22 protein-coding genes and 1 riboswitch are annotated in these 20,427 nt (G+C 62.2%); of the genes, 4 read left to right on the top strand and 18 right to left on the bottom strand.

Annotation, left to right across the window (positions count from 1 at the left end; genetic code table 11):
• Positions 1-40: 40 nt before the first annotated feature.
• The 13 genes from E4T63_RS28810 to cobO all read right to left on the bottom strand — a co-directional run bounded on the left by E4T63_RS28810 (position 41) and on the right by cobO (position 11,084).
• Positions 41-166 carry a hypothetical protein gene (locus E4T63_RS28810; RefSeq protein WP_256616859.1) on the bottom strand — a complete coding sequence of 42 codons (126 nt, stop codon included), beginning with the start codon at positions 164-166 and terminating at the stop codon, positions 41-43.
• Positions 163-1,371: an MFS transporter gene (locus E4T63_RS08515; RefSeq protein ID WP_135295257.1), complete on the bottom strand. Its 1,209-nt coding sequence runs from the start codon at positions 1,369-1,371 to the stop codon at positions 163-165. Before E4T63_RS08515 ends, E4T63_RS28810 begins: the two co-directional genes overlap by 4 nt.
• A gap of 53 nt (positions 1,372-1,424) precedes the next feature.
• Positions 1,425-1,829 carry a MarR family winged helix-turn-helix transcriptional regulator gene (locus tag E4T63_RS08510; protein WP_007950413.1) on the bottom strand — a complete coding sequence of 135 codons (405 nt, stop codon included), beginning with the start codon at positions 1,827-1,829 and terminating at the stop codon, positions 1,425-1,427.
• Between the two features lie 173 nt (positions 1,830-2,002).
• Positions 2,003-2,734 carry an adenosylcobinamide-GDP ribazoletransferase gene (locus E4T63_RS08505; protein WP_135295256.1) on the bottom strand — a complete coding sequence of 244 codons (732 nt, stop codon included), beginning with the start codon at positions 2,732-2,734 and terminating at the stop codon, positions 2,003-2,005.
• 1 nt (position 2,735) lies between these two features.
• Positions 2,736-3,311, bottom strand: coding sequence for an alpha-ribazole phosphatase family protein (cobC, locus tag E4T63_RS08500; RefSeq protein ID WP_135295255.1), 576 nt, complete (start codon positions 3,309-3,311; stop codon positions 2,736-2,738).
• Positions 3,308-4,363 carry a nicotinate-nucleotide--dimethylbenzimidazole phosphoribosyltransferase gene (gene cobT, locus E4T63_RS08495; RefSeq protein ID WP_135295254.1) on the bottom strand — a complete coding sequence of 352 codons (1,056 nt, stop codon included), beginning with the start codon at positions 4,361-4,363 and terminating at the stop codon, positions 3,308-3,310. The genes cobC and cobT overlap by 4 nt, the downstream gene beginning before the upstream one ends.
• Positions 4,360-4,881 carry a bifunctional adenosylcobinamide kinase/adenosylcobinamide-phosphate guanylyltransferase gene (cobU, locus tag E4T63_RS08490; RefSeq protein ID WP_135295253.1) on the bottom strand — a complete coding sequence of 174 codons (522 nt, stop codon included), beginning with the start codon at positions 4,879-4,881 and terminating at the stop codon, positions 4,360-4,362. The genes cobT and cobU overlap by 4 nt, the downstream gene beginning before the upstream one ends.
• 227 nt (positions 4,882-5,108) lie before the next feature.
• Complete coding sequence (locus tag E4T63_RS08485; RefSeq protein WP_135295252.1) at positions 5,109-6,560, bottom strand: cobyric acid synthase; 1,452 nt, start codon at positions 6,558-6,560, stop codon at positions 5,109-5,111.
• Positions 6,557-7,549, bottom strand: a complete 993-nt coding sequence (cobD, locus tag E4T63_RS08480) for a threonine-phosphate decarboxylase CobD (RefSeq protein WP_135295251.1) — start codon at positions 7,547-7,549, stop codon at positions 6,557-6,559. Before cobD ends, E4T63_RS08485 begins: the two co-directional genes overlap by 4 nt.
• A complete protein-coding gene (cbiB, locus tag E4T63_RS08475; RefSeq protein ID WP_134785789.1) occupies positions 7,542-8,450 on the bottom strand; it encodes an adenosylcobinamide-phosphate synthase CbiB in 909 nt (302 codons plus the stop codon). The genes cobD and cbiB overlap by 8 nt, the downstream gene beginning before the upstream one ends.
• Positions 8,447-9,097, bottom strand: coding sequence for a 5,6-dimethylbenzimidazole synthase (gene bluB, locus E4T63_RS08470; protein WP_135295250.1), 651 nt, complete (start codon positions 9,095-9,097; stop codon positions 8,447-8,449). Before bluB ends, cbiB begins: the two co-directional genes overlap by 4 nt.
• Complete coding sequence (locus tag E4T63_RS08465) at positions 9,094-10,476, bottom strand: cobyrinate a,c-diamide synthase (RefSeq protein ID WP_135295249.1); 1,383 nt, start codon at positions 10,474-10,476, stop codon at positions 9,094-9,096. The genes bluB and E4T63_RS08465 overlap by 4 nt, the downstream gene beginning before the upstream one ends.
• Positions 10,473-11,084, bottom strand: a complete 612-nt coding sequence (cobO, locus tag E4T63_RS08460; RefSeq protein WP_027614057.1) for a cob(I)yrinic acid a,c-diamide adenosyltransferase — start codon at positions 11,082-11,084, stop codon at positions 10,473-10,475. Before cobO ends, E4T63_RS08465 begins: the two co-directional genes overlap by 4 nt.
• An 81-nt stretch (positions 11,085-11,165) precedes the next feature.
• Positions 11,166-11,395: riboswitch (cobalamin riboswitch) on the bottom strand.
• Between the two features lie 163 nt (positions 11,396-11,558).
• On the opposite strand from cobO, the gene E4T63_RS08455 reads away from it, so the two are divergent.
• Positions 11,559-12,143, top strand: a complete 585-nt coding sequence (locus E4T63_RS08455; protein WP_096797405.1) for a hypothetical protein — start codon at positions 11,559-11,561, stop codon at positions 12,141-12,143.
• Positions 12,144-12,209: 66 nt separating this feature from the next.
• Positions 12,210-13,523, top strand: a complete 1,314-nt coding sequence (locus E4T63_RS08450) for a PQQ-dependent sugar dehydrogenase (RefSeq protein ID WP_135295248.1) — start codon at positions 12,210-12,212, stop codon at positions 13,521-13,523.
• A 129-nt stretch (positions 13,524-13,652) separates the two neighbouring features.
• Here E4T63_RS08450 and E4T63_RS08445 read toward each other — a convergent pair whose 3' ends face one another.
• The 5 genes from E4T63_RS08445 to E4T63_RS08425 form a co-directional block, all read right to left on the bottom strand.
• Positions 13,653-14,189 carry a C40 family peptidase gene (locus E4T63_RS08445; protein WP_027614054.1) on the bottom strand — a complete coding sequence of 179 codons (537 nt, stop codon included), beginning with the start codon at positions 14,187-14,189 and terminating at the stop codon, positions 13,653-13,655.
• Between the two features lie 220 nt (positions 14,190-14,409).
• Positions 14,410-15,024, bottom strand: coding sequence for a C40 family peptidase (locus E4T63_RS08440; protein WP_007962885.1), 615 nt, complete (start codon positions 15,022-15,024; stop codon positions 14,410-14,412).
• A 225-nt stretch (positions 15,025-15,249) separates the two neighbouring features.
• On the bottom strand, positions 15,250-15,954 hold the full coding sequence (gene hda, locus E4T63_RS08435) for a DnaA regulatory inactivator Hda (protein ID WP_025111852.1): 705 nt from the start codon (positions 15,952-15,954) through the stop codon (positions 15,250-15,252).
• Between the two features lie 219 nt (positions 15,955-16,173).
• Positions 16,174-17,247: an AI-2E family transporter gene (locus E4T63_RS08430; protein WP_134785784.1), complete on the bottom strand. Its 1,074-nt coding sequence runs from the start codon at positions 17,245-17,247 to the stop codon at positions 16,174-16,176.
• A gap of 34 nt (positions 17,248-17,281) precedes the next feature.
• Complete coding sequence (locus E4T63_RS08425) at positions 17,282-18,340, bottom strand: DUF2066 domain-containing protein (protein ID WP_027614052.1); 1,059 nt, start codon at positions 18,338-18,340, stop codon at positions 17,282-17,284.
• 374 nt (positions 18,341-18,714) lie between these two features.
• Here E4T63_RS08425 and purM point away from each other — a divergent pair, with 374 nt between their 5' ends.
• Together purM and purN are read left to right on the top strand one after the other, a co-directional pair.
• Positions 18,715-19,773, top strand: a complete 1,059-nt coding sequence (gene purM, locus E4T63_RS08420; RefSeq protein WP_027614051.1) for a phosphoribosylformylglycinamidine cyclo-ligase — start codon at positions 18,715-18,717, stop codon at positions 19,771-19,773.
• Positions 19,773-20,423 carry a phosphoribosylglycinamide formyltransferase gene (purN, locus tag E4T63_RS08415; RefSeq protein ID WP_047600250.1) on the top strand — a complete coding sequence of 217 codons (651 nt, stop codon included), beginning with the start codon at positions 19,773-19,775 and terminating at the stop codon, positions 20,421-20,423. Before purM ends, purN begins: the two co-directional genes overlap by 1 nt.
• Positions 20,424-20,427 lie beyond the last annotated feature (4 nt).

Raw genomic sequence — 20,427 nt, 5'->3', positions numbered from 1 at the left:
GATGCGGTTATCAGACATCGACGTTACTCGCCCTCCAAGCCTACAAGCAAGCACCCATGCCCAACTGCATCAACGCCAGCCCGCCCTGATGCCAGCCCCACCACACCAGCGCCAGCAACAGCGCGCCGAGTGCGATGAAGGCGATTCGCGGCCAGGAACGCTTCATACGGCGCCGACAGCCGGTTGCAGACGCGCCACCGGACGCTCGCGCACCGGCCAGTTCAGCGCAGCCGCCAGCAGGCTCAAGAGAATCGCCACTTGCCAGATCAAGTCATAACTCCCGGTACGGTCATACACCACCCCACCCAGCCAGCCGCCGAGGAACGAGCCGAGTTGATGAAAGAGGAACACGATACCGCCGAGCATGGACAGGTTACGCACGCCAAACAAGGTCGCCACCGTGCCGTTGGTCAACGGCACCGTCGACAGCCAGAGGAAGCCCATGGCCATGCCGAACAGGTACGCCGAGGTCGTCGTCACCGGCAGCCACAGAAACAGCACGATCACCACCGCACGCAGCAGATACAACGCCGTCAGCAGACGCGGCTTGGACATGCGCCCGCCGAGCCAGCCGGCGGTGTAAGTACCGAAGATATTGAACAGCCCGATCAGCGCCAGCACTGTGGTGCCGACGGTTGCCGGCAGATGCTGATCAACCAGATAGGCCGGCAAATGCACGCCAATGAATACCACCTGAAAACCGCAGACGAAAAAGCCGAACGCCAACAACCAGAAACCCGAATGCGAGCAGGCTTCGCGCAGCGCTTCAGACAGGGTCTGCTCATGACCGAACACCGGCAGCGGCTTGTCCTTGAGCATGCTCACCAACGGCACAATCATCGCCACCAGCAAACCGAGTACCAACAGCGCCGCCGACCAGCCGAGCCAGCCGATCAAACCCAGCGTGCCCGGCAACATCGCAAACTGACCGAATGAGCCAGCGGCGCTGGCGATCCCCATGCCCATGCTGCGTTTTTCCGGCGGTACGGCACGGCCAACCACACCGAGAATCACCGAGAACGACGTACCGGACAGACCGATACCGATCAACAGACCGGCACTCAGCGACAGGGTCAGCGCCGAATCGGACAGCCCCATGCACACCAGGCCCCCGGCATACAGCACGCCGCCGACCAGCACCACTTTCGCCGCACCGAAACGGTCAGCCAGGGCGCCAGTGAACGGCTGCGCCAGACCCCAGATCAGGTTCTGCAAGGCGATGGCGAAGGCAAACACTTCGCGCCCCCAGCCGAACTGCGCACTCATCGGCGACAGGAACAGACCGAAGCCGTGCCGCACGCCCAATGACAACGCCAGAATCAGCGCACTTCCCAGCAACACCCAACCGCACGTACGCCACATCGATGTCATTGTTATTCTCCGTTCGCGGGTATATACCCGCTTAAAACCGGAAAAACCGGCCTTCAGGCCAGTTCATCCAACAGTCGCAGCAAGGTTTCACGCTTCTCGGCGCCCAGACGATCGATCAATCGCTGTTGCGCCGCTTCCCAGGCCGGCAGCGCCGCCGCGAGGCGTTGTGCACCGGTTTCGGTGAGCCGGACGATGCGATTGCGCATGTCCTCGCCCTCGGCCAGCGCCACCAGGCCCTCGCCTTCGAGCACCCGCAGGTTGCGCCCCAGGGTGCTGCGATCCAGACCCATGGCTTCGGCCAGTTCCGAGATGCTCGGTTGATCCAGACGCTGCAGGTTGCACAGCAAAGAATACTGGGCAACGTTGATCCCGAAGCCGTCGAGAGCGCCGTCGTAATGCCTGCTGACGCCACGAGCGGCGCGACGCAGGTTGGTGCACAAACACTGAGAAGGAAGCATGATGCGTGTATATACCCGCGACTGTGTTAAATCAAGTTACATGTAGTTATTCAAGGACATTTCCGGCGCCTGACGGGCCGCCTTCGCGAGCAAGCCCGCTCCCACAGGGGAATGCATTCCAAGGGTGGGAGCGGGCTTGCTCGCGAAGGGGCCAGCACGGTTACATATATGGCTCAGACCAACACCACCCCAACCAACACCACCATCTCCAGCAATTCCAGCAACGCCCCCGCCGTATCGCCGGTGGTTCCGCCCAACCGCCGCACCATCACCCGCCGCAGCCAGACAAACCCGACGAACGCGACAACCAGCGCAACAATCGCTTTCACCCCGGCAATCAGCAAACACGCCAGCGCACTCGCCCCGAGCACCCACCAACCAGCTCTACGCGGCAAATGATCAGCCAACGCCTGCCCCAACCCACCCGCGCGCACATACGGCGTGGTCAGAAACAGCCCCAGCAGCGCCGCCCGCCCCAGCAACGGCACGATGATCAACATCACCGCATCCCCCTGCTCGATCAGCGCCAGCAACGCGCAGAACTTCAGCAGCAACACCAACACCAGCGTCACCACGGCAATCGGCCCGCTGCGCGGATCCTTCATGATCGTCAGCGTGCGCTCGCGATCACCGAAACCGCCAAGCCAGGCATCGGCGCTGTCGGCCAGTCCGTCGAGGTGCAGCGCGCCGCTGAGCAGCACCCACACCGTCAGCAACAGTGCCGCATGCAGCAACAACGGCGCGCCGGCCAACGCCAGGTTGAATGCCCAGAGGATCCCTCCGAACAGCAACCCCACCAGCGGATAAAACAACAGCGAACGCCCAAGCTGTTGCGGCTCCGGCATACCCGGCAGACGAATCGGCAAACTGCTGAGAAATTGCAGGGCGATCCACAGTGGCAGCATCTCAGTGACCTTCCTTGAGCGAACCATCGGCTTCAACGGTCAGGGAAAACAATGAAGCATGCGCGACTTCGACATTGAGCAACTGTTCTCGCGGCAAACCTCGCGCCTTCGCCAGCAACAGACGCATCACGCCGCCATGACTGATCAACAAAACGCGTTCACCGGCATAGGCCTGATGCAACCGCGCAACCGCACCCAGCACACGAGCCGCAAACTCGCTGACCGGCTCGCCTTGCGGCGGGGTGAAGGCATAGGGATCAGCCCAGAACAGCCCCAGCGCTTCGGCATCAGTCTCCATCAACGCCGCTGCGCTCTGGCCTTCCCAGGCACCGAAGTGCAGTTCCTGCAGATCCGTTTCCAACTGCACCGGCAAATTCAGTTGCTCGCCCAGCTCTGCGGCAAACCGTGCACAACGCTGCAGCGGCGAACTGATCAGCCGATCCCACGGCCCGCCCGCGACCACCGCGGCACGCATCTGCGCCCAGCCTTTTCCGGTGAGCGCATCATCGAGACTGCCGCGCAAACCGCCGCCCAGTTCAGTCTCACCGTGGCGCAGCAGGTCCAGACGCAAGGTCATGCCGGACGATCCGCCACTGCGGCTTCGGCGAACGTCGCCATCTGCCCATGCAGGTCGCAGGCCAGACGCAACAGTGGCACGGCCAATGCCGCGCCACTGCCCTCGCCCAGACGCAGGCCGAGCTCCAGCAACGGTTCGGCATTGAGGGTTTCCAGCACATGGCGATGGCCTGGCTCGGCCCCACGATGACCGAACAGCAGCCACTCGCGGCAGGCTGGATTCAGCCGCACCGCGATCAACGCGGCGACCGTGCAGATAAAGCCGTCGACCAGCACCGCGACGCCTTCCTGCGCACACGCCAGGTACGCGCCGACCAGTGCGGCGATTTCAAAACCGCCGAGGTTGAACAGGGTTTGCAGCGCATCGCCGCGCTGTGCTGCGTGCAGCGCCAGTGCGCGCTCGATCACCTGTGCTTTATGGCTGACCCCTTCGGCATTCAACCCGGTGCCAGGACCGGTCAGGTGCGCCACCGGGCAATCGAGCAAGGCACAGGCCAGCGCACTGGCGGCAGTGGTGTTGCCGATGCCCATTTCGCCGCCGATGAACAACTGCGTGCCAGCCGCTTTGGCGCGCAGCACGCTATCGCGACCGGCCTGCAAGGCGAGTTCGCCCTGTGCCTGGGTCATCGCCGCGCCCTTGGCGAAATTCGCCGTGCCAGGGCCGATGTTCAGATGACGCACGCCCGGCAGATTCAACGTCGGTGTCACGGTGCCCAGATCGACCACTTCCAGCTGTGCATCGAGCTGCCGCGCCAACACGCTGATCGCCGCACCGCCGCTGACGAAGTTGAGCAACATCTGCCCGGTGACTTCCTGCGGGAACGCGGAAACGCCTTCCGCGACCACCCCGTGATCACCGGCAAAAATCGCGATCCACACCTGTTCAATCGTCGGTTTGATCTGCCCCTGCAATCCGGCCAATTGCACCGCCACGCTTTCGAGGCGACCGAGGGAGCCGGCCGGTTTGGTCAGTTGCTGTTGGCGCGCCGCCGCCTGTTCAACGATCTCGGCATTCACGGATTGGCACGGGTTCAACCACCACGCTTGAGTCATAACGCAGGTCCTTTCAGGGTCAGGGGCAGGCCGGCGACGGTCAGGACGACTCGCTGACAACGCTCGGCCAGAGCTTGATGCAGCCAACCGGCTTCATCGACGTAGCGGCGAGTCAATTCGCCCAGCGGCACGACACCCATTCCGGTCTCGTTGCTGACAAAAATGTTTTCCCCCGGCAATGACGCCAGGCAGTCCAGCAGGGCGTCGCGCTCGGCGGCGAGACGCGCGGCGTCATCAAGCATCAGTAGATTGGTCAGCCACAGGGTCAGGCAGTCGACCAGCAAGCAACGCTCGGCACTGGCGTTCTCGCGCAGGACGCGGGCCAGCTCCAGCGGTTCTTCGATCAGCGCCCATTCGGCCGGACGCCGGGCGCGGTGATGGGCGACGCGTTCGTTCATCTCACCGTCCAGCGGCTGGCTGGTGGCGATGTAAGTGACCGCCAGATGGCTGTCGCTGGCGAGTTTTTCCGCCAGGCGACTTTTGCCGGAGCGGGCGCCGCCGAGGATCAGTTGGAGCATGGGGACATCCTGAAAATTATGTGTTGAGGCAATCGCCCTCTTCGCGGGCAAGCCCGCTCCCACAGTGACCGCAGTGGCTGAAACACCTCACTCCCCTGTGGAGGATGGAGATGTCCTGTCATTTATGTATTGAGGCACCGGCCCCTTCGCGAGCAAGCCCGCTCCCACATGGGAATGCGTTCCAAAGTGGGAGCGAGCCTGCTCGCGAAGAGGCCGTAACAGCCAGCCTAAATCCCGCAGAGCTGACGCAGCAGCCCGGTATCCAGATGCTGCTCTACCAGATCCGCCAACCGCTCGATATCGCGCTCGCGCAAGCCGTGGTAATCCACCTCCTGCACATCGCTCAACCCGGCCCAGCGCAGCAACGCGGCACTGGCTTGCGGCGACTCGAACAAGCCGTGCAGATAAGTGCCGAACACCTGCCCGTCCAGACTCTGCGCGCCGTCGCAACGACCGTCATCCAGATGCACCGCCGCATTCTCCAGCGCCGGCCCCAGCGTCACGCCCGCATGGATTTCATAGCCACTGACCTCGGCGTTTTCCAGCGCCAGATGCCCACGGACATTGCGCAACTGCTTCTCGGCTTCCAGCGTGGTTTCGAACGCCAGCAAACCGAGGCCGGCACTGGAACCCGGCGCGCCTTCGAGGCCCAGCGGATCGTGCACTTGCTCGCCGAGCATTTGCAGACCGCCGCAGATCCCCAGCAACTTGCCGCCATAGCGCAAGTGCCGATTAATCGCCGCGTCCCAGCCGTTGGCGCGCAGATACGCGAGGTCGCTGCGCACGCTTTTCGAGCCCGGCAGGATGATCAGGTCGGCAGCAGGAATCGCCTGCCCCGGGCCGATGAATTGCAGGTCCACTTGCGGATGCAAACGCAGCGGATCGAAATCGGTGTGGTTGCTGATGCGCGGCAGCACCGGCACCACCACTTTCAGCACTTGCTCGGCCTTGCCGGTCTGGCGCTGGTCGATGCCGTCCTCGGCCTCCAGATGCAGGTCCATCACGTATGGCAGCACGCCCACCACCGGTTTGCCGGTGCGCTGTTCCAGCCAGTCGAGGCCCGGTTGGAGCAAGGCGATGTCACCGCGAAAACGATTGATGATGAAACCTTTGACCCGTGCCTGTTCGCTCGGCGAAAGCAACTCCAGCGTGCCGACCAGATGCGCGAAAACGCCGCCGCGATTGATGTCGGCGATCAGCAGCACCGGGCAATCCACCGCTTCAGCAAAGCCCATGTTGGCGATGTCACCGGCACGCAGGTTGATCTCGGCCGGCGAGCCAGCGCCTTCGACCATCACCAGCGGATATGCCGCGCTGAGTCGCTGGTGCGACGCGAGCACCGCTTGCATGGCGATGGCTTTGTAGTCGTGATACGCCACCGCGTTCATGCTGGTGACCGCACGGCCATGGATGATTACCTGCGCGCCGGTGTCGCTGTTGGGCTTGAGCAGCACCGGGTTCATGTCGGTGTGTGGTTCGAGATGCGCCGCTTGCGCCTGCACCGCTTGCGCCCGGCCGATCTCGCCGCCGTCGGCGGTCACCGCGCTGTTGAGCGCCATGTTCTGCGGTTTGAACGGCACCACCGCCACGCCCTGACGGGTGGCCCAGCGGCACAGCGCCGTCACCAGCGTGCTTTTACCGGCGTCGGACGTGGTGCCTTGCACCATCAGCGTGGTCATTTCGATTCCTTGGCAAAGGCTTGCAGCGCCTGTTCGAGACGCGCTTCTTCAGCGGCGTTGGCAGGCAGGCCGAAACGCAGGCTGCTGTTGTGGGTGAAGATGCGCAGGAGGATGCCGCGTCGGGCCATGAACTCGTGCAGCGCAGGCGCGTGCTCGGTGATCAGCCACTGAAACAACGCGCAACCGCCCTGAGGTTTGAAGCCATAGCGCTCCAGCAACAATGCCAGGCGTTCACTGGCTTCATCGCTGCGAATGCGTTGCCGGGTGTGCGCTTCGGTGTCTTGCAGGCAAGCCTGACCGAGCACCCGCGTCGGCCCGCTGACCGCCCAGGGCCCGACCTGTTCCACGAGTAATCTGAGCAGTTTGCGCTCGGCCAGCACAAAGCCCAGACGCACCCCCGCCAGACCGAAAAACTTGCCGAACGAGCGCAACACGATCAGGCCAACTTGATGGGTATGCGACGCCAGACTCAGCTGCGGTGTGTTATCCATGAACGCTTCATCGACCACCAGCCAGCCGCCACGCTGGGCCAGCCGAGCGTGCCAGTCGAGCAGCCGCGCCGGGGTCAGGCTCAGACCCGTGGGGTTGTTCGGATTGACCACCACCAGCACGTCGAGGCTGTCGAGAAAGAACTCGACTTCCTGCTCCAGCACTTCGCGCACGATGTAACCACTGCGACGCCAGGCTTCGGCGTGCTCGGCATAACACGGCGACAACACACCGACCTTGCCGGCGCGGCGCAAACGCGGCAGCAATTGGATCGCCATCTGCGAACCGGCCACCGGCAGCACCTGCGAAGCGCCGTAGTAATCACACGCGGCCTGTTCCAGCCCGTCGTCGGTTTCCGGCAAGCGTGCCCAGGCGCGCAGCGGAATCTCCGGCACCGCAAACGGCCACGGCGCGAGGCCGCTGGATAAGTCGAGCCAGTCGGCCTCGGCAATCCCGTAATCGAGTGCAGCCTTGCGCAGCCGGCCACCGTGCTCAAGCATAGAATTCAGCCCCCACGCAGAGAATCAGCAGCCATAACCATACCCCGCGCTGGACCAATTGCCAGCCGCGATCAATCGAATCGGCATCGGCCGGCGCACCTTCGCCCAGTTGCGGACGCTCATGCAGTTCGCCGTGATAGATCGCCGGCCCGCCCAGTTCGACATTCAATGCACCGGCACCGGCCGCCATCACCGGACCGGCATTCGGGCTGTCCCATTGCGGGCCCTGGCTGCGCCAGCATTTCCAGGCGAGCCGAGTGTTGCCCAGCAGCGCGTAGGTCAGCGCCACCAGCCGGGCCGGAATATAGTTGAGCACGTCGTCGATTTTTGCCGCGCACCAGCCGAAGCGCTCGAAGCGTTCGTTGCGATAGCCCCACATCGCGTCGAGCGTATTGCTCAGGCGATAGAGCACCACGCCCGGCGCGCCGGCCACGACAAACCAGAACAGCGCGGCGAACACCGCGTCACTGCCGTTCTCCAGTACCGACTCGGTGGCCGCGCGCGCAACAGCGGTGCTGTCCAGTTCGCTGGTCTGGCGGCTGACCAGATAGCCGACACGCTTGCGCGCTTCTTCCAGATCATCGGCGCGCAAGGCGGCGGCTACCGGCGCGACATGCTCACCGAGGCTGCGCATGCCGAGGGCGCAATACAGCGCAAGAATCTCGACGATCCAGCCCACGTACGGTGCCCAGGAAAACGCAGTGGCGAGCAGCGTCAGCGGCAGCACCGCAATCACCCACGCGGTGACCCCGTGACTGCGCCAGCCGCGCCCGCCCGCATTGAAACGGCGCTCGATGCGTCCGGCAAAATTGCCGAACGCCACCAGCGGATGCCAGCGTTTCGGTTCACCCAGCAGCGCATCCAGCGCGACCGCGGCGACACTCAACAACGCCACACTCATTGACTCACTCCCCAATAATTTTCGTACAGCAACTCATTGAGCGGCCGCGCCTGCGCCCACCCTTCGAGTACCAGCATCGGCGCCGGATAGAATTCCTTGACCGGCCCCAGGCACAACACTGCCAGCGGCTTCGCCCCGGCCGGCAACTGCAGCAGATCGGCCAGTGCCTGCGGTTCGAACAGTGAAACCCAGCCCATGCCCAGTCCTTCGGCACGGGACGCCAGCCACAGATTCTGAATCGCGCAGGACAGCGAGGCCATGTCCATTTCCGGCAGCGTACGACGGCCGAAAATATGTTTTTCGCGATCATCCATCAACGCTGCGACCAGCACTTCGGCGCAGTCGTTGATGCCTTCGACCTTGAGCTTCATGAACTCATCAGAGCGCTCGCCGAGGGCTTCGGCGGTGCGCACACGTTCTTCTTCGACGAGGTTCTGGATCTGCCCGCGCAAGCCGCGATCGCTGATGCGGATGAAGCGCCATGGCTGCATCAGGCCGACGCTGGGCGCCTGATGCGCGGCTTCGAGTAGACGGCGCAGCAGCTCCGGTTCGACGGTGCCGCCGGTGAAGTGGCGCATGTCGCGGCGTTCGGCGATGGCTTTATAGACCGCTGTGCGCTCGGCCTCAGTGAATGCGTTGTCGGTCATGGCCTCTTCGCGAGCAAGCCCGCTCCCACAGGGGTTAGGTGATCCAATGTGGGAGCGAGCTTGCTCGCGAAGGCGGCCTCAAGATCTGGCACAAACAGCGCCGCGATAGCCGCAGGATTCGACGGAAAGTAAAAATGCACATACGAAGCCGTCATCCGCCCTTCCCGATAAACCGCCTCGGCCCCACGCCCGCCATTCGGACTCAGGCCCCGGGCAATCGGCGTCAGTTCGGTGCTGGTCAGGGAATGGTGATAGGTATGCCCACGCAGCGAGCCCTCTGGCAGATCCACCGCTTGCAGTGCCAGTGCCGCCAGACGTTTTTGCATCACCGCCTCACCGCGCAGCAGGCCGACCAGTTCGGCGCGGGTGCCGTCAACATCGGTCAACGCGTCGAGCAGATAGAGCATGCCGCCGCATTCGGCGAGCAGCGGTTTACCAGCGGCGTGGTGCGCACGGATTGCATCGAGCATTGCCACGTTTTGCGATAGCGCGACATGGTGCAATTCCGGATAACCGCCGGGCAGATACAGACTGTCGGTCTCGGGCAATTGCGTATCGCGGATCGGCGAGAAGAAACTCAACTCGGCGCCCATCGCCCGTAGCAGGTCGAGACTGGCGCCGTAGGTGAAGGCAAAGGCCTCATCGCGAGCGACAGCAATGCGCACGCCGTCGAGCAGCGGTTCAGCGCTGATCATTTCAGGCGCGGCGAATGCCACGGCCGGTGGCAGCGCTACCTCGCAACTGCTGGCCAAGGCTTCGGCGGCGGCGTCGAGACGCAGATCCAGATCATTCAGTTCACTGGCCTGCACCAGACCGAGATGGCGGCTCGGCAACTCGATCCCGGTCTCACGGGACAGCGCGCCGTACCAGCGCAAACCTTCGGTGAGGCTGCCTTCGAGCAATTGCGCATGACGCAAGGTGCCGACACGGTTGGCCAGCACGCCGGCAAACGGCAAATCCGGCTGGTAACGCGCCAGCCCCAACGCCAATGCGCCGAAGGTCTGGGCCATGGCGGTGCCGTCGATCACGCCGAGCACCGGCACGCCGAAATGCCGCGCCAGATCGGCGCTGGACGGCGTGCCGTCGAACAGGCCCATCACGCCTTCGATCAGGATCAGATCGGCTTCGGCGGCGGCTTCCCATAACAGACGGCGGCTTTCCTGCTCGCCGACCATCCACATGTCCAGTTGATACACCGGCGCACCGCTGGCGCGCTCGAGAATCATCGGGTCGAGGAAGTCCGGGCCGCACTTGAACACGCGCACCTTGCGCCCCTGGTTGCGATGCAAGCGCGCGAGCGCGGCGGTGACGGTGGTCTTGCCCTGACCGGAGGCCGGCGCGGCGATGAGTACCGCCGGGCAGTGACGTGGTTGATTCAAAGTTCGACGCCTTTCTGCGCTTTGATGCCGGCCTGGAAGGCGTGTTTGAGCATGCCCATTTCGGTAACGGTATCGCCCATCTCGATCATTTCCGGCTTGGCCGCGCGACCGGTGACGATCACGTGTTGCATCGGCGGACGCGCCTGCAAGTCACTGAGCACTCGATCCAGATCGAGGTAGCCGTGCTTGAGGGCGATGTTCAGTTCGTCCAGCACCACCAGGCCGATCGACGGATCACGCAGCAGCTCGCGGGACACTTCCCACGCGGCTTCGGCGGCGGCGATGTCACGCTGGCGATCCTGGGTTTCCCAGGTGAAGCCCTCGCCCATCACGTGAAAGCGCACTTGCTCGGGGAAACGGCGGAAGAACAGTTCTTCGCCCGTGCTGTTGCGGCCTTTGATGAACTGCACCACGCCGCACTGCATGCCGTGGCCCATGGCGCGGGCGAGCATGCCGAACGCCGAGCTGCTTTTGCCTTTGCCATTGCCGGTGAGCACCAGCACCAGACCGCATTCGTCAGGCGAATTGGCGATGCGTTCGTCGATCACGGCTTTTTTGCGCTGCATACGCGCCAGATGGCGTTCGTCGCGCTCGGGGGAATCGGTCATGGGGGAGCTCTCCGTTGAGGCTGGATAACGGCGGGCAGGCACAAGAATAGACGGCAAAAAGCCTGGCATCGCCCACCGTGATGCCGCTGGATGGATCAGGCCGGTCTCCGGGCTCATGAGCGGCGAATCGCCTGACTGCGCGCCTTCCCGCGTCGTCGACACAGTGGCTCAATGCACAGTTTTCACTCATTTACCGTTGCGGGGGCAGCGCCGGGATCGTGATCGTGCTTCGCCTGAAGACAACCCTCACCGGCTTCCCTGTTTCACTCTGTCGACATGCGTCACAGAGCACCTGAAACAAGCCGCGAAGGTTAGAGGGTTGGGGGTGGAGCGTCAATTAAAGAGGGGGCCGTCGGGCGAATAACTGCCGTCGATCAATTATCTGACGCCAATCTTGTGCCACACTGAGACAAGTGATATCAAAGAGCCATGCTTTTGATTGAAAAGCACATCACAACAATAAGGATGATGACGATGCAAGGCATGATCATCAGCAACCCGCGCCTGGAATTCCTGCGCCCGATGCTTGAACGCTGGTTTGACTGTATCGACCGCTACAACGCTGTACGCGGCGACAACGACACCCCTTACTGGCATGACGAGAAAGCCAATCTCGGCTTGCTCTCCGCGGCCGCCTGGATGGCCGAGCTGGTGACCCTTTGTGATACCTCGACCCGAAAGCAGAACGAGGAAGGCGAACGCAATGCCCGCGCCGATCTGTTCATCGCCGGCGCCGAAGACCGCGCCTACCTTCAGGCCACCCAGCGCTGGCCACGGGTCAACAACCTCAATCTGACCCAGGCCCTGCTGGACATCACCAGCGACGCCAAACGCATCAGTTTTGCCAGCGACCTCAAGCTCGGTTGCCTGTTCGTCGCCCCGCAAAAAGCCCAACACAGCGCCAGCCCCGAAGAGTTGCAGGACATGGTCGACGACCTGCAAAAGGAACACTGCTGCGCCGTGGCCTGGTATTTCCCCTACGCCTACCGCAAGTTGCGCAGCGAAGCGGGCAACTATCACCCGGGCATCGCCGTGCTGTTCAAAGAGGCCCGCGGTTGAGCGGTTGAACCATCGGGTGCGCACACTCCTCTATGATTAGGCATGCATTCATAGGGAAGATCAGTAATGCGCAAAACCCAACTCGCTCTCGTCATCGCCCTCGCCGGAGGGCTCGCCGCCTGTGGTGAATCCTCCAGCCTGCAAGTTTCTGACGGCACCGGTCCATCACCGAAGCTGCCTGAACCAAACAAAACCCTGATCCCGACGGTGAACATCGCCCCGGCGGTCGGCTGGCCTGCAGGCGGTAAACCGACCGCCGTAGCCGGTACGCAAGTCGCAGCATTCGCCGAAGGCCTCGATCATCCGCGCTGGCTCTACGTGCTGCCCAACGGTGACGTGCTGGTGGCGGAAACCAACGCTCCGCCCAAGCCTGACGACAGCAGCGGCATTCGTGGCTGGGTGATGAAGAAAGTCATGGGCAAGGCCGGCGCTGGTGTGCCGAGCCCGAACCGCATCACCCTGTTGCGCGACGCCGACCACGACGGCGTGGCCGAGACCCGCACGGTGTTTCTTCAAAATCTCAATTCGCCGTTTGGCATGACCCTGGTCGGTAACGATTTGTACGTCGCTGACACCGATCGCCTGCTGCGCTTCCACTACGAATCCGGCGCGACCGAGATCAAGACCCAGCCGATCAAAGTCACCGATCTGCCGGGCGGCACGCTGAACCATCACTGGACCAAAAATGTCATCGCCAGCAAGGACGGCAGCAAGCTGTACGTCACTGTCGGCTCGAACAGCAACGTCGGCGAGAATGGTCTGGATAAAGAAGAAGGTCGCGCGGCGATCTGGGAAGTTGATCGCGCCACCGGCAACCACCGGATCTTCGCCTCGGGCATCCGCAACCCCAACGGCCTCGCGTGGGAACCGACCACGGGTGCGCTGTGGACAGCGGTCAATGAGCGTGACGAGATCGGCAGCGACTTGGTGCCGGACTACATCACCTCGGTCAAGGACGGTGGCTTCTATGGCTGGCCCTTCAGCTATTACGGTCAGCACGTGGATGTGCGGGTGAAGCCGCAAAATCTGGATCTGGTGGCCAAAGCTATCGCCCCGGACTACGCCGTCGGCCCGCACACTGCCTCGCTGGGCCTGACCTTCGCCGAAGGCAACAGCCTGCCGGCGCAGTTCAAGGAAGGCGCGTTCATCGGTCAACACGGCTCGTGGAACCGCAAACCGCACAGTGGTTATAAAGTGATTTTCGTACCGTTCGCCGCTGGCAAGCCGAACGGAGCACCGGTGGATGTGCTGACCGGTTTCCTCGACAAGGACGAGAACGCACTTGGCCGCCCGGTGGGCGTGGTGATCGACCAGCAAGGTGGTTTGCTGGTGGCGGATGATGTGGGGAACAAGGTTTGGCGGGTGTCGGCCGCTAAATAAATCAGGGCCCGACACATAACAAATGTGGGAGCGGGCTTGCTCGCGAAAGCGTCAGGTCATTCAACATCATGGATGAATGACACACCGCATTCGCGAGCAAGCCCGCTCCCACATTTAGATTTTCAGCGTTTACGGGTTATGCGCCAGATGCTCCGGCTGCAACACCCGCTTGGCACTCAGGTACGCCTTCTGCCAGTACGCCTTCGACAGACTGTCCAGCTTCACCGTGCCGCCGGTGGCCGGCGCGTGCACGAAGCGCCCTTCGCCGACGTAGATCCCCGCATGACTGACCTGCGAGCCGCCATTGGTGGCGAAGAAGATCAGGTCGCCGGTCTGCAAACCCTCTTTGCCGACATTCGGCGCCTGCATCACGATCATCTCGCGGGTGGAGCGCGGCAAGGAGATACCGGCGGCATCGCGGTAGACGAAACCGATCAGGCCACTGCAATCAAACCCGGAATCCGGTGTGTTGCCGCCCCAGCGATAAGGCGTGCCAACCAGGCCCAGCGCGCGAAACAGCACGTCTTCAGCAGCCGGCGAAAAAGCCTGGGAAGGCCCGAACACCACCGGGGCGCGTACCACGGGCGCAGGCGGCGGAGTACGGCTGGCGCAGGCGCTGAGCAGCGCTGCGAAGAAAATCACTGTGAGGCGGGCCGACATCGTCATAAGCAGAACATCCTGATCTGGCTGCGGCTTTCTCTGCCGAATGGACAGAAACAAAACCGCCTGCGCAGCACGCAGGCGGTTTGCCATCAATATAGATACAGGATTCTAGCGGCTACGCGGCAAACTTCAAGTAAGACTTTAACTTCACCTTGTAAAGTCTAGGTCTACTCCCTTGCCGGGCACCGTTTTTGTCGCCACGGACGTGGCGACAACGGGGGAATTACTTGCGAGCGGTGACCACGGTCGGAGCCATCGCGAGGGCGCGCTTGGCTTCGATGAAGGTCTTGCTCCAGTAGCTGTCACCCAGGCTGTCGATGCGAACACCGCCGCTGCGACGACTGCTGGAGTGGATGAACTGGTTGTCACCCAGGTAGATCCCGGCGTGGCTTACACGACCGCGACGACCATTGGTGGCGAAGAACAGCAAATCGCCCGGCTCAAGGTTGCCGCGCGAGACCAGAGGCGCATCCACGTTGATCATTTCACGGGTGGAGCGCGGCAGATTCATGCCGGCTTCTTCGCGGAACAGATAACCGATGAAACCGCTGCAGTCGAAGCCGGCTTCAGAGGTACCGCCGAAACGGTAACGGGTACCGATCAGGGACATGCCGCGTTCAAGGATACTGTCGGCCAGAACCGGAAGCTCGTACGGCTTCTTGTTGAAGTCCGAGAGTTCTTTTTCAGTGTCCAGCTCTTCCTGGTAAATAACGGAAGACTGGGCAGTGGCAGAATTTTTAACCTGCTGAGGCTGCTCTTGAACTGGAGAATGAGCAGCACAACCGAACAACAGGGTGACGAGTGCGAGAGGCACGAGGGGTGCGAAGCGATTTAGCATGGGCACGACCGTGGCTGAAGTTGTAAAGAAGCCGAGACTATGCCCGCTATCGGCCTCATTTGCAAATTCAATCGATCTTTTTGTGACTTCCCGGTTTCTCGTTTACATCTAAGCGCTTAAGCCCATTTGACTCGATACGCGGTCTGCATACGTTGCGGAAACGCGGATTTTCTGGCGCCTGAAATATGTCGAAACGTGCTGAAAGCCTCGTATTTCAAGGGCTGGCTACCAACCAAGGGTCTCTTTCAGGAACGGAATCGTCAGCTTGCGTTGCGCCTGCAACGAGGCCTGATCCAGCTGTTCGAGCAGGTCGAACAATGCACTCATGCTGCGGGTGCCGCGAGTCAGAATAAAGTGCCCGACTTCATCGGTCAGATGCAGACCGCGACGCGACGCGCGCAATTGCAGGGCACGCAATTTGTCTTCATCGGAGAGCGGACGCATCTGGAAGATCAGCGCCAGGGTCAGGCGCGATTTGAGGTCAGCCAGTTTCACCGGCAGCTCGCGCGGCGAGGTTGAAGCGGCAATCAGCAAACGTCGACCGCTGTCACGCAGGCGGTTGAACAGATGAAACATCGCCTCTTCCCAGTCCGGCTTGCCGGCAATCACCTGCAAGTCATCCAGGCAGACCAGTTCGTACTGCTCAAGGTTGTCGAGGATTTCGATACCACGATCCATCAGCTCGGCCAGCGGCAGATACACCGCCGGTTCACCCATCTGCTCGAAACGCAGACACGCCGCCTGCAACAGATGCGTACGCCCTACCCCATGCTTGCCCCACAGGTAGATGAGGCTTTCGGTCCAGCCGGCGTCGGCTTCGCATAGGCGCTCGACATAGCCGAGTGCAGCGGCATTGGCGCCTGGGTAGTAGTTGATGAAGGTGGCGTCGTCACGCAGACGCACACCTAGGGGCAGCTGAATCGGTTTCATGCTGACTGAACAGTTCTCAAGGAACCGTTAGTGGCCTCTGTGTAAAGTTTGCGAAGTTTATACCCGTGAAGCTGAGCGCACAATGCGACAGACCCCAAGCAAAATCAAAGGTTTGCGTTAACACGCTGGTTTTATGACAGTTTCTCTGACGCGGTATCGAAACACCCCGCCGCAAAACACGGGCCAACCCGGCACAATGCCGGGCCGCCCGTGATCGGATTACAACTCGGGATCATCTGCCCCGCTGTAAATATCCGAGTCCTTGTACAAATCGTGCACGTGACGCACCAGCACCATGATCACCGCCGCCACCGGCAATGCCAGCAGCACACCGGTAAAGCCGAACAGCTCGCCGCCGGCCAGGATCGCGAAGATCACCGCCACCGGATGCAGGCCGATCCGGTCGCCGACCAGCAGCGGCGTCAGCACCATGCCTTCCAGCGCCTGCCCGACCATGAACACCGCAACGATGCCGATCATCGGGTACAGGTCGCCACCGAACTGGAACAGCCCGGCAATCAGCGCCGCGCCAATACCGATCACAAAACCCATGTACGGCACGATTGCCGCGAGGCCTGCGATCAGGCCGATCAACAGCCCCAGTTCCAGACCAACAATCATCAGGCCCGCTGCGTAGATCACGCCCAGCGCCAGCATAACCAGCAGTTGCCCGCGCACGAAAGCGCCGAGCACTTCGTGGCACTCACCGGCGAGCGAGACGATGGTTTCTTCACGATCACGCGGCAACAGGCTGCGGATCTTGGCCATCATCACGTCCCAGTCGCGCAGCAGATAAAAACTCACCACTGGGATCAGCACCAGATTCGCCAGCCAGCCGATCAGCGCCAGACTCGAGGCCGTCGCCTGACTCAGCACCACACCGACGATGTCAGTGGTCTGCCCCATGTGTTCGCTGATCGCCGCCTTGACCTTGTCGAACTTCCAGAAGCCGTCAGACAGGCCCAGCTTCGATTGCGCCCACGGCAGCGCCGTGTGCTGCAGCCAGTCAAGCATTTGCGGCGCCAACTCATACAAACGCACCAACTGCTTGGCAAGCATCGGCACCAGCACCAACAGCAACGTGGTGACGATCAGAGTGAACAAGGCGAACACCGCGATCACACCCCAGGTTCGCGACAAACCGAGTTTCTCCAGCCGATCCACCAGCGGATCGAACAGATACGCCAGCAGCAACGCCACCAGAAACGGCGTGAGGATCGGATGCAGCAACCAGACAAATGCGCAAAGCAGGACTACCCCACCGAGCCAGAACCAACGCCGCGTATCGGCCATTTACCACTCCCACTGCTTCTATATAAGGAAAGACTTACCAGCGAAACCGCAACGAAGGTGCTACCGGTGCAGGCGCTGGAGCCGCAACAGGCGCTGCACCTGCCACCGCTGGCTGCGGCGCTGCCACTGGCGTCGGTGCTTCGGCCGGCAACTCCTGCAACTTCGCCAGCGACAACTGCGCGCGCAACTGATCGGCACTGCCGTTGACCCGATACACGATGCGATCACCATCGACACTTTGCAGACGCACACCGAACGGTTCGAGTAACCGCAGCAGCGTGGCGTAATGCTCAAGATTCATGCCCTGCACTTCCAGGGTCTGTTGGCCCGAAGCACCAGGCTTGGCGACAAAGCGCGGCGCCAGACGCTCGGCCACCGCCAGCATCACGGCATCGGCCACGGCAGCCTGATCGGCGCCCTGCACACTGCCGGCCTCTTTCTGATCACCCAGCCACAGATGCCACTTGGCCTGCCACTGCCCGCCCTCTTCGTGCGCATGCACCGCCAGCAACGCATCCGCGCCGTAACGCTCCGAAGCGCCGCGCAATGGCGCGGGATCGGTGCCATCCAGCACTGGCGCGGTAGCCACCAGTTGCTCACTCAGATCCGCTAGCGGCAGACGCAGCGGCAAGCCGCGATGCTGAGCCGCAGAACGCAATGGTGCAGCCGCTGCCTGACCGTCGCCGACCAGGCTCGAACCTTCAGTCGAATCGTTCAGCCACCAGCTCAGAATCGACGGCCGACTCGCCCCCCACAATGACAGCCCGGCGCGACGCAGCGCCTGCTCGGTGGTGGCCGGATCGAAATCGACCTTGAGCACCTCCGGCGGCCCGGCATCGAAACCGAACTGACTGATGATCTGCTGCGGATCCTTGCGAATCGCCGCCAACCCTGGATTCTGCGGAGCCTTGGGGTCACCGGTCAGGCGCAACACCAGCGTATCCAGTGCCGCCTGAGTGGCGCGATCACGCTCCTCCGGCGCTTGGCTGCTGACCGGCTGGCGCACTTGATAGAGACCCTTGAGGTTTTCGGCATGACTCGCCAGGCTGACCAACGACAAACAACCCACAACCAACAATTTACAAAAACGCATGGAAAATTCCCGTCGACAGGAGCGGCTGGAACAGGCCGCGTGAACCGGTTAAGCAAGGCTGTGACAATCTGCCATCGCAAAACACTCACACGCTAGCGGTAAGTTTTTGCACAGTGATAACGATAGACGGTTAATCGGCACACCTTATACAGGCAGCCGCCCGGCACAATTGCAAAAAATTTCAGTCGATTATGCCCCTGCCCGTCGGCGCGAGGATGGCCGCTGCCCCTCAAGCCTGATAAAATCGCGCGCCTTCGCAGACCGGCAACAGCCGGGCACCCCGAAATTCGCGTAAGGCCATCGCCCTCTCGATTTCGATGTTCCCGCTGAACTCGGTCGTTACCCCTGAATCCCCTCCCCTAAAGGCCTGGATCATGAGCAAGCAACCCTCCCTGAGCTACAAGGACGCCGGTGTAGACATCGACGCCGGTGAAGCATTGGTCGAACGCATCAAGAGCGTCGCCAAGCGCACTGCGCGCCCGGAAGTCATGGGCGGCCTGGGCGGTTTCGGCGCCCTCTGCGAGATCCCGGCCGGTTACAAACAGCCGGTGCTGGTTTCCGGTACTGATGGCGTCGGCACCAAGCTGCGCCTGGCGCTGAACCTGAACAAGCACGACAGCATCGGCCAGGACCTGGTCGCCATGTGCGTCAACGATCTGGTGGTGTGCGGCGCAGAACCGCTGTTCTTCCTCGACTACTACGCCACGGGCAAGCTGAACGTCGACGTAGCTGCCACCGTGGTCACCGGTATCGGTGCAGGCTGCGAACTGGCTGGCTGCTCCCTGGTCGGCGGCGAAACCGCTGAAATGCCTGGCATGTACGAAGGCGAAGACTACGATCTGGCCGGCTTCTGCGTCGGCGTCGTGGAAAAAGCCGAAATCATCGACGGCTCGAAAGTCGCCACCGGTGATGCGCTGATCGCCCTGCCATCGTCCGGCCCGCACTCCAACGGCTACTCGCTGATCCGCAAGATCATCGAAGTGTCGGGTGCCGACATTGAAACCGTTCAGCTCGACGGCAAGCCACTGACCGAACTGCTGATGGCCCCGACCCGCATCTACGTGAAGCCGCTGCTCAAGCTGATCAAAGACACCGGCGCGGTCAAAGCCATGGCCCACATCACCGGTGGCGGCCTGCTGGACAACATTCCGCGCGTTCTGCCAAAAGGCGCTCAGGCCGTGGTTGACGTGGCCAGCTGGACTCGCCCGGCGGTCTTCGACTGGCTGCAAGAGAAAGGCAACGTCGACGAGACCGAAATGCACCGCGTACTGAACTGCGGCGTGGGCATGGTGATCTGCGTGGCTCAGGAGCACGTTGAAGTGGCCCTGAACACCCTGCGTGACGCCGGCGAACAGCCTTGGGTCATCGGCCAGATCGCTGCCGCTGCCGAAGGCGCTGCCCAGGTTGATCTGCAGAACCTTAAGGCTCATTAATGTCCGCAACCTGTGATGTCGTGGTGCTGTTGTCCGGCACCGGCAGTAACTTGCAGGCTCTGATCGACAGCACGCGGACCGGCGACAGCCCGGTCCGCATCGCTGCGGTGATTTCCAACCGCGCCGACGCCTATGGCCTGCAACGCGCCAGTGACGCGGGTATCGCCACCCGCTCGCTGGATCACAAGGCTTTCGAAGGTCGCGAGGCCTTCGATGCTGCCCTGATCGAACTGATCGACGAATTCAAACCAAAACTCGTGGTACTGGCCGGCTTCATGCGTATTCTCAGCGCTGATTTCGTGCGCCACTATCAGGGTCGTCTGCTCAATATCCACCCGTCGCTGCTGCCCAAATACAAAGGGTTACACACTCATCAGCGCGCGCTCGAGGCCGGCGATGCGGAGCACGGCTGCTCCGTGCACTTCGTCACCGAGGAACTCGATGGTGGACCACTGGTCGTACAGGCAGTAATACCGGTAGAGTTGCACGACACGCCGCAGACACTTGCGCAGCGAGTGCATGTCCAGGAACACCTGATCTATCCGATGGCTGTACGCTGGTTTGCCGAAGGCCGACTGGCACTCGGTGAGCAAGGTGCTTTACTGGATGGCCAGTTACTCGCGGCCAGCGGCCACTTGATTCGACACTAGGAGA

This window comes from Pseudomonas fluorescens (genome assembly GCF_004683905.1).
Classification (GTDB): Bacteria; Pseudomonadota; Gammaproteobacteria; order Pseudomonadales; family Pseudomonadaceae; genus Aquipseudomonas; species Aquipseudomonas putida_A.
Note: the sequence above shows the minus strand (reverse complement) of the source record. Positions and strands in the feature narration are given on the sequence as shown.

Coding starts and splice junctions, on each gene's coding strand:
- E4T63_RS28810 (WP_256616859.1), bottom strand. CDS start 166: ATGAAGCGTTCCTGGCCGCGAATCGCCTTCATCGCACTCGGCGCGCTG.
- E4T63_RS08515 (WP_135295257.1), bottom strand. CDS start 1,371: ATGACATCGATGTGGCGTACGTGCGGTTGGGTGTTGCTGGGAAGTGCG.
- E4T63_RS08510 (WP_007950413.1), bottom strand. CDS start 1,829: ATGCTTCCTTCTCAGTGTTTGTGCACCAACCTGCGTCGCGCCGCTCGT.
- E4T63_RS08505 (WP_135295256.1), bottom strand. CDS start 2,734: ATGCTGCCACTGTGGATCGCCCTGCAATTTCTCAGCAGTTTGCCGATT.
- cobC (WP_135295255.1), bottom strand. CDS start 3,311: ATGACCTTGCGTCTGGACCTGCTGCGCCACGGTGAGACTGAACTGGGC.
- cobT (WP_135295254.1), bottom strand. CDS start 4,363: ATGACTCAAGCGTGGTGGTTGAACCCGTGCCAATCCGTGAATGCCGAG.
- cobU (WP_135295253.1), bottom strand. CDS start 4,881: ATGCTCCAACTGATCCTCGGCGGCGCCCGCTCCGGCAAAAGTCGCCTG.
- E4T63_RS08485 (WP_135295252.1), bottom strand. CDS start 6,560: ATGACCACGCTGATGGTGCAAGGCACCACGTCCGACGCCGGTAAAAGC.
- cobD (WP_135295251.1), bottom strand. CDS start 7,549: ATGCTTGAGCACGGTGGCCGGCTGCGCAAGGCTGCACTCGATTACGGG.
- cbiB (WP_134785789.1), bottom strand. CDS start 8,450: ATGAGTGTGGCGTTGTTGAGTGTCGCCGCGGTCGCGCTGGATGCGCTG.
- bluB (WP_135295250.1), bottom strand. CDS start 9,097: ATGACCGACAACGCATTCACTGAGGCCGAGCGCACAGCGGTCTATAAA.
- cobO (WP_027614057.1), bottom strand. CDS start 11,084: ATGACCGATTCCCCCGAGCGCGACGAACGCCATCTGGCGCGTATGCAG.
- E4T63_RS08455 (WP_096797405.1), top strand. CDS start 11,559: ATGCAAGGCATGATCATCAGCAACCCGCGCCTGGAATTCCTGCGCCCG.
- E4T63_RS08450 (WP_135295248.1), top strand. CDS start 12,210: ATGCGCAAAACCCAACTCGCTCTCGTCATCGCCCTCGCCGGAGGGCTC.
- E4T63_RS08445 (WP_027614054.1), bottom strand. CDS start 14,189: ATGACGATGTCGGCCCGCCTCACAGTGATTTTCTTCGCAGCGCTGCTC.
- E4T63_RS08440 (WP_007962885.1), bottom strand. CDS start 15,024: ATGCTAAATCGCTTCGCACCCCTCGTGCCTCTCGCACTCGTCACCCTG.
- hda (WP_025111852.1), bottom strand. CDS start 15,954: ATGAAACCGATTCAGCTGCCCCTAGGTGTGCGTCTGCGTGACGACGCC.
- E4T63_RS08430 (WP_134785784.1), bottom strand. CDS start 17,247: ATGGCCGATACGCGGCGTTGGTTCTGGCTCGGTGGGGTAGTCCTGCTT.
- E4T63_RS08425 (WP_027614052.1), bottom strand. CDS start 18,340: ATGCGTTTTTGTAAATTGTTGGTTGTGGGTTGTTTGTCGTTGGTCAGC.
- purM (WP_027614051.1), top strand. CDS start 18,715: ATGAGCAAGCAACCCTCCCTGAGCTACAAGGACGCCGGTGTAGACATC.
- purN (WP_047600250.1), top strand. CDS start 19,773: ATGTCCGCAACCTGTGATGTCGTGGTGCTGTTGTCCGGCACCGGCAGT.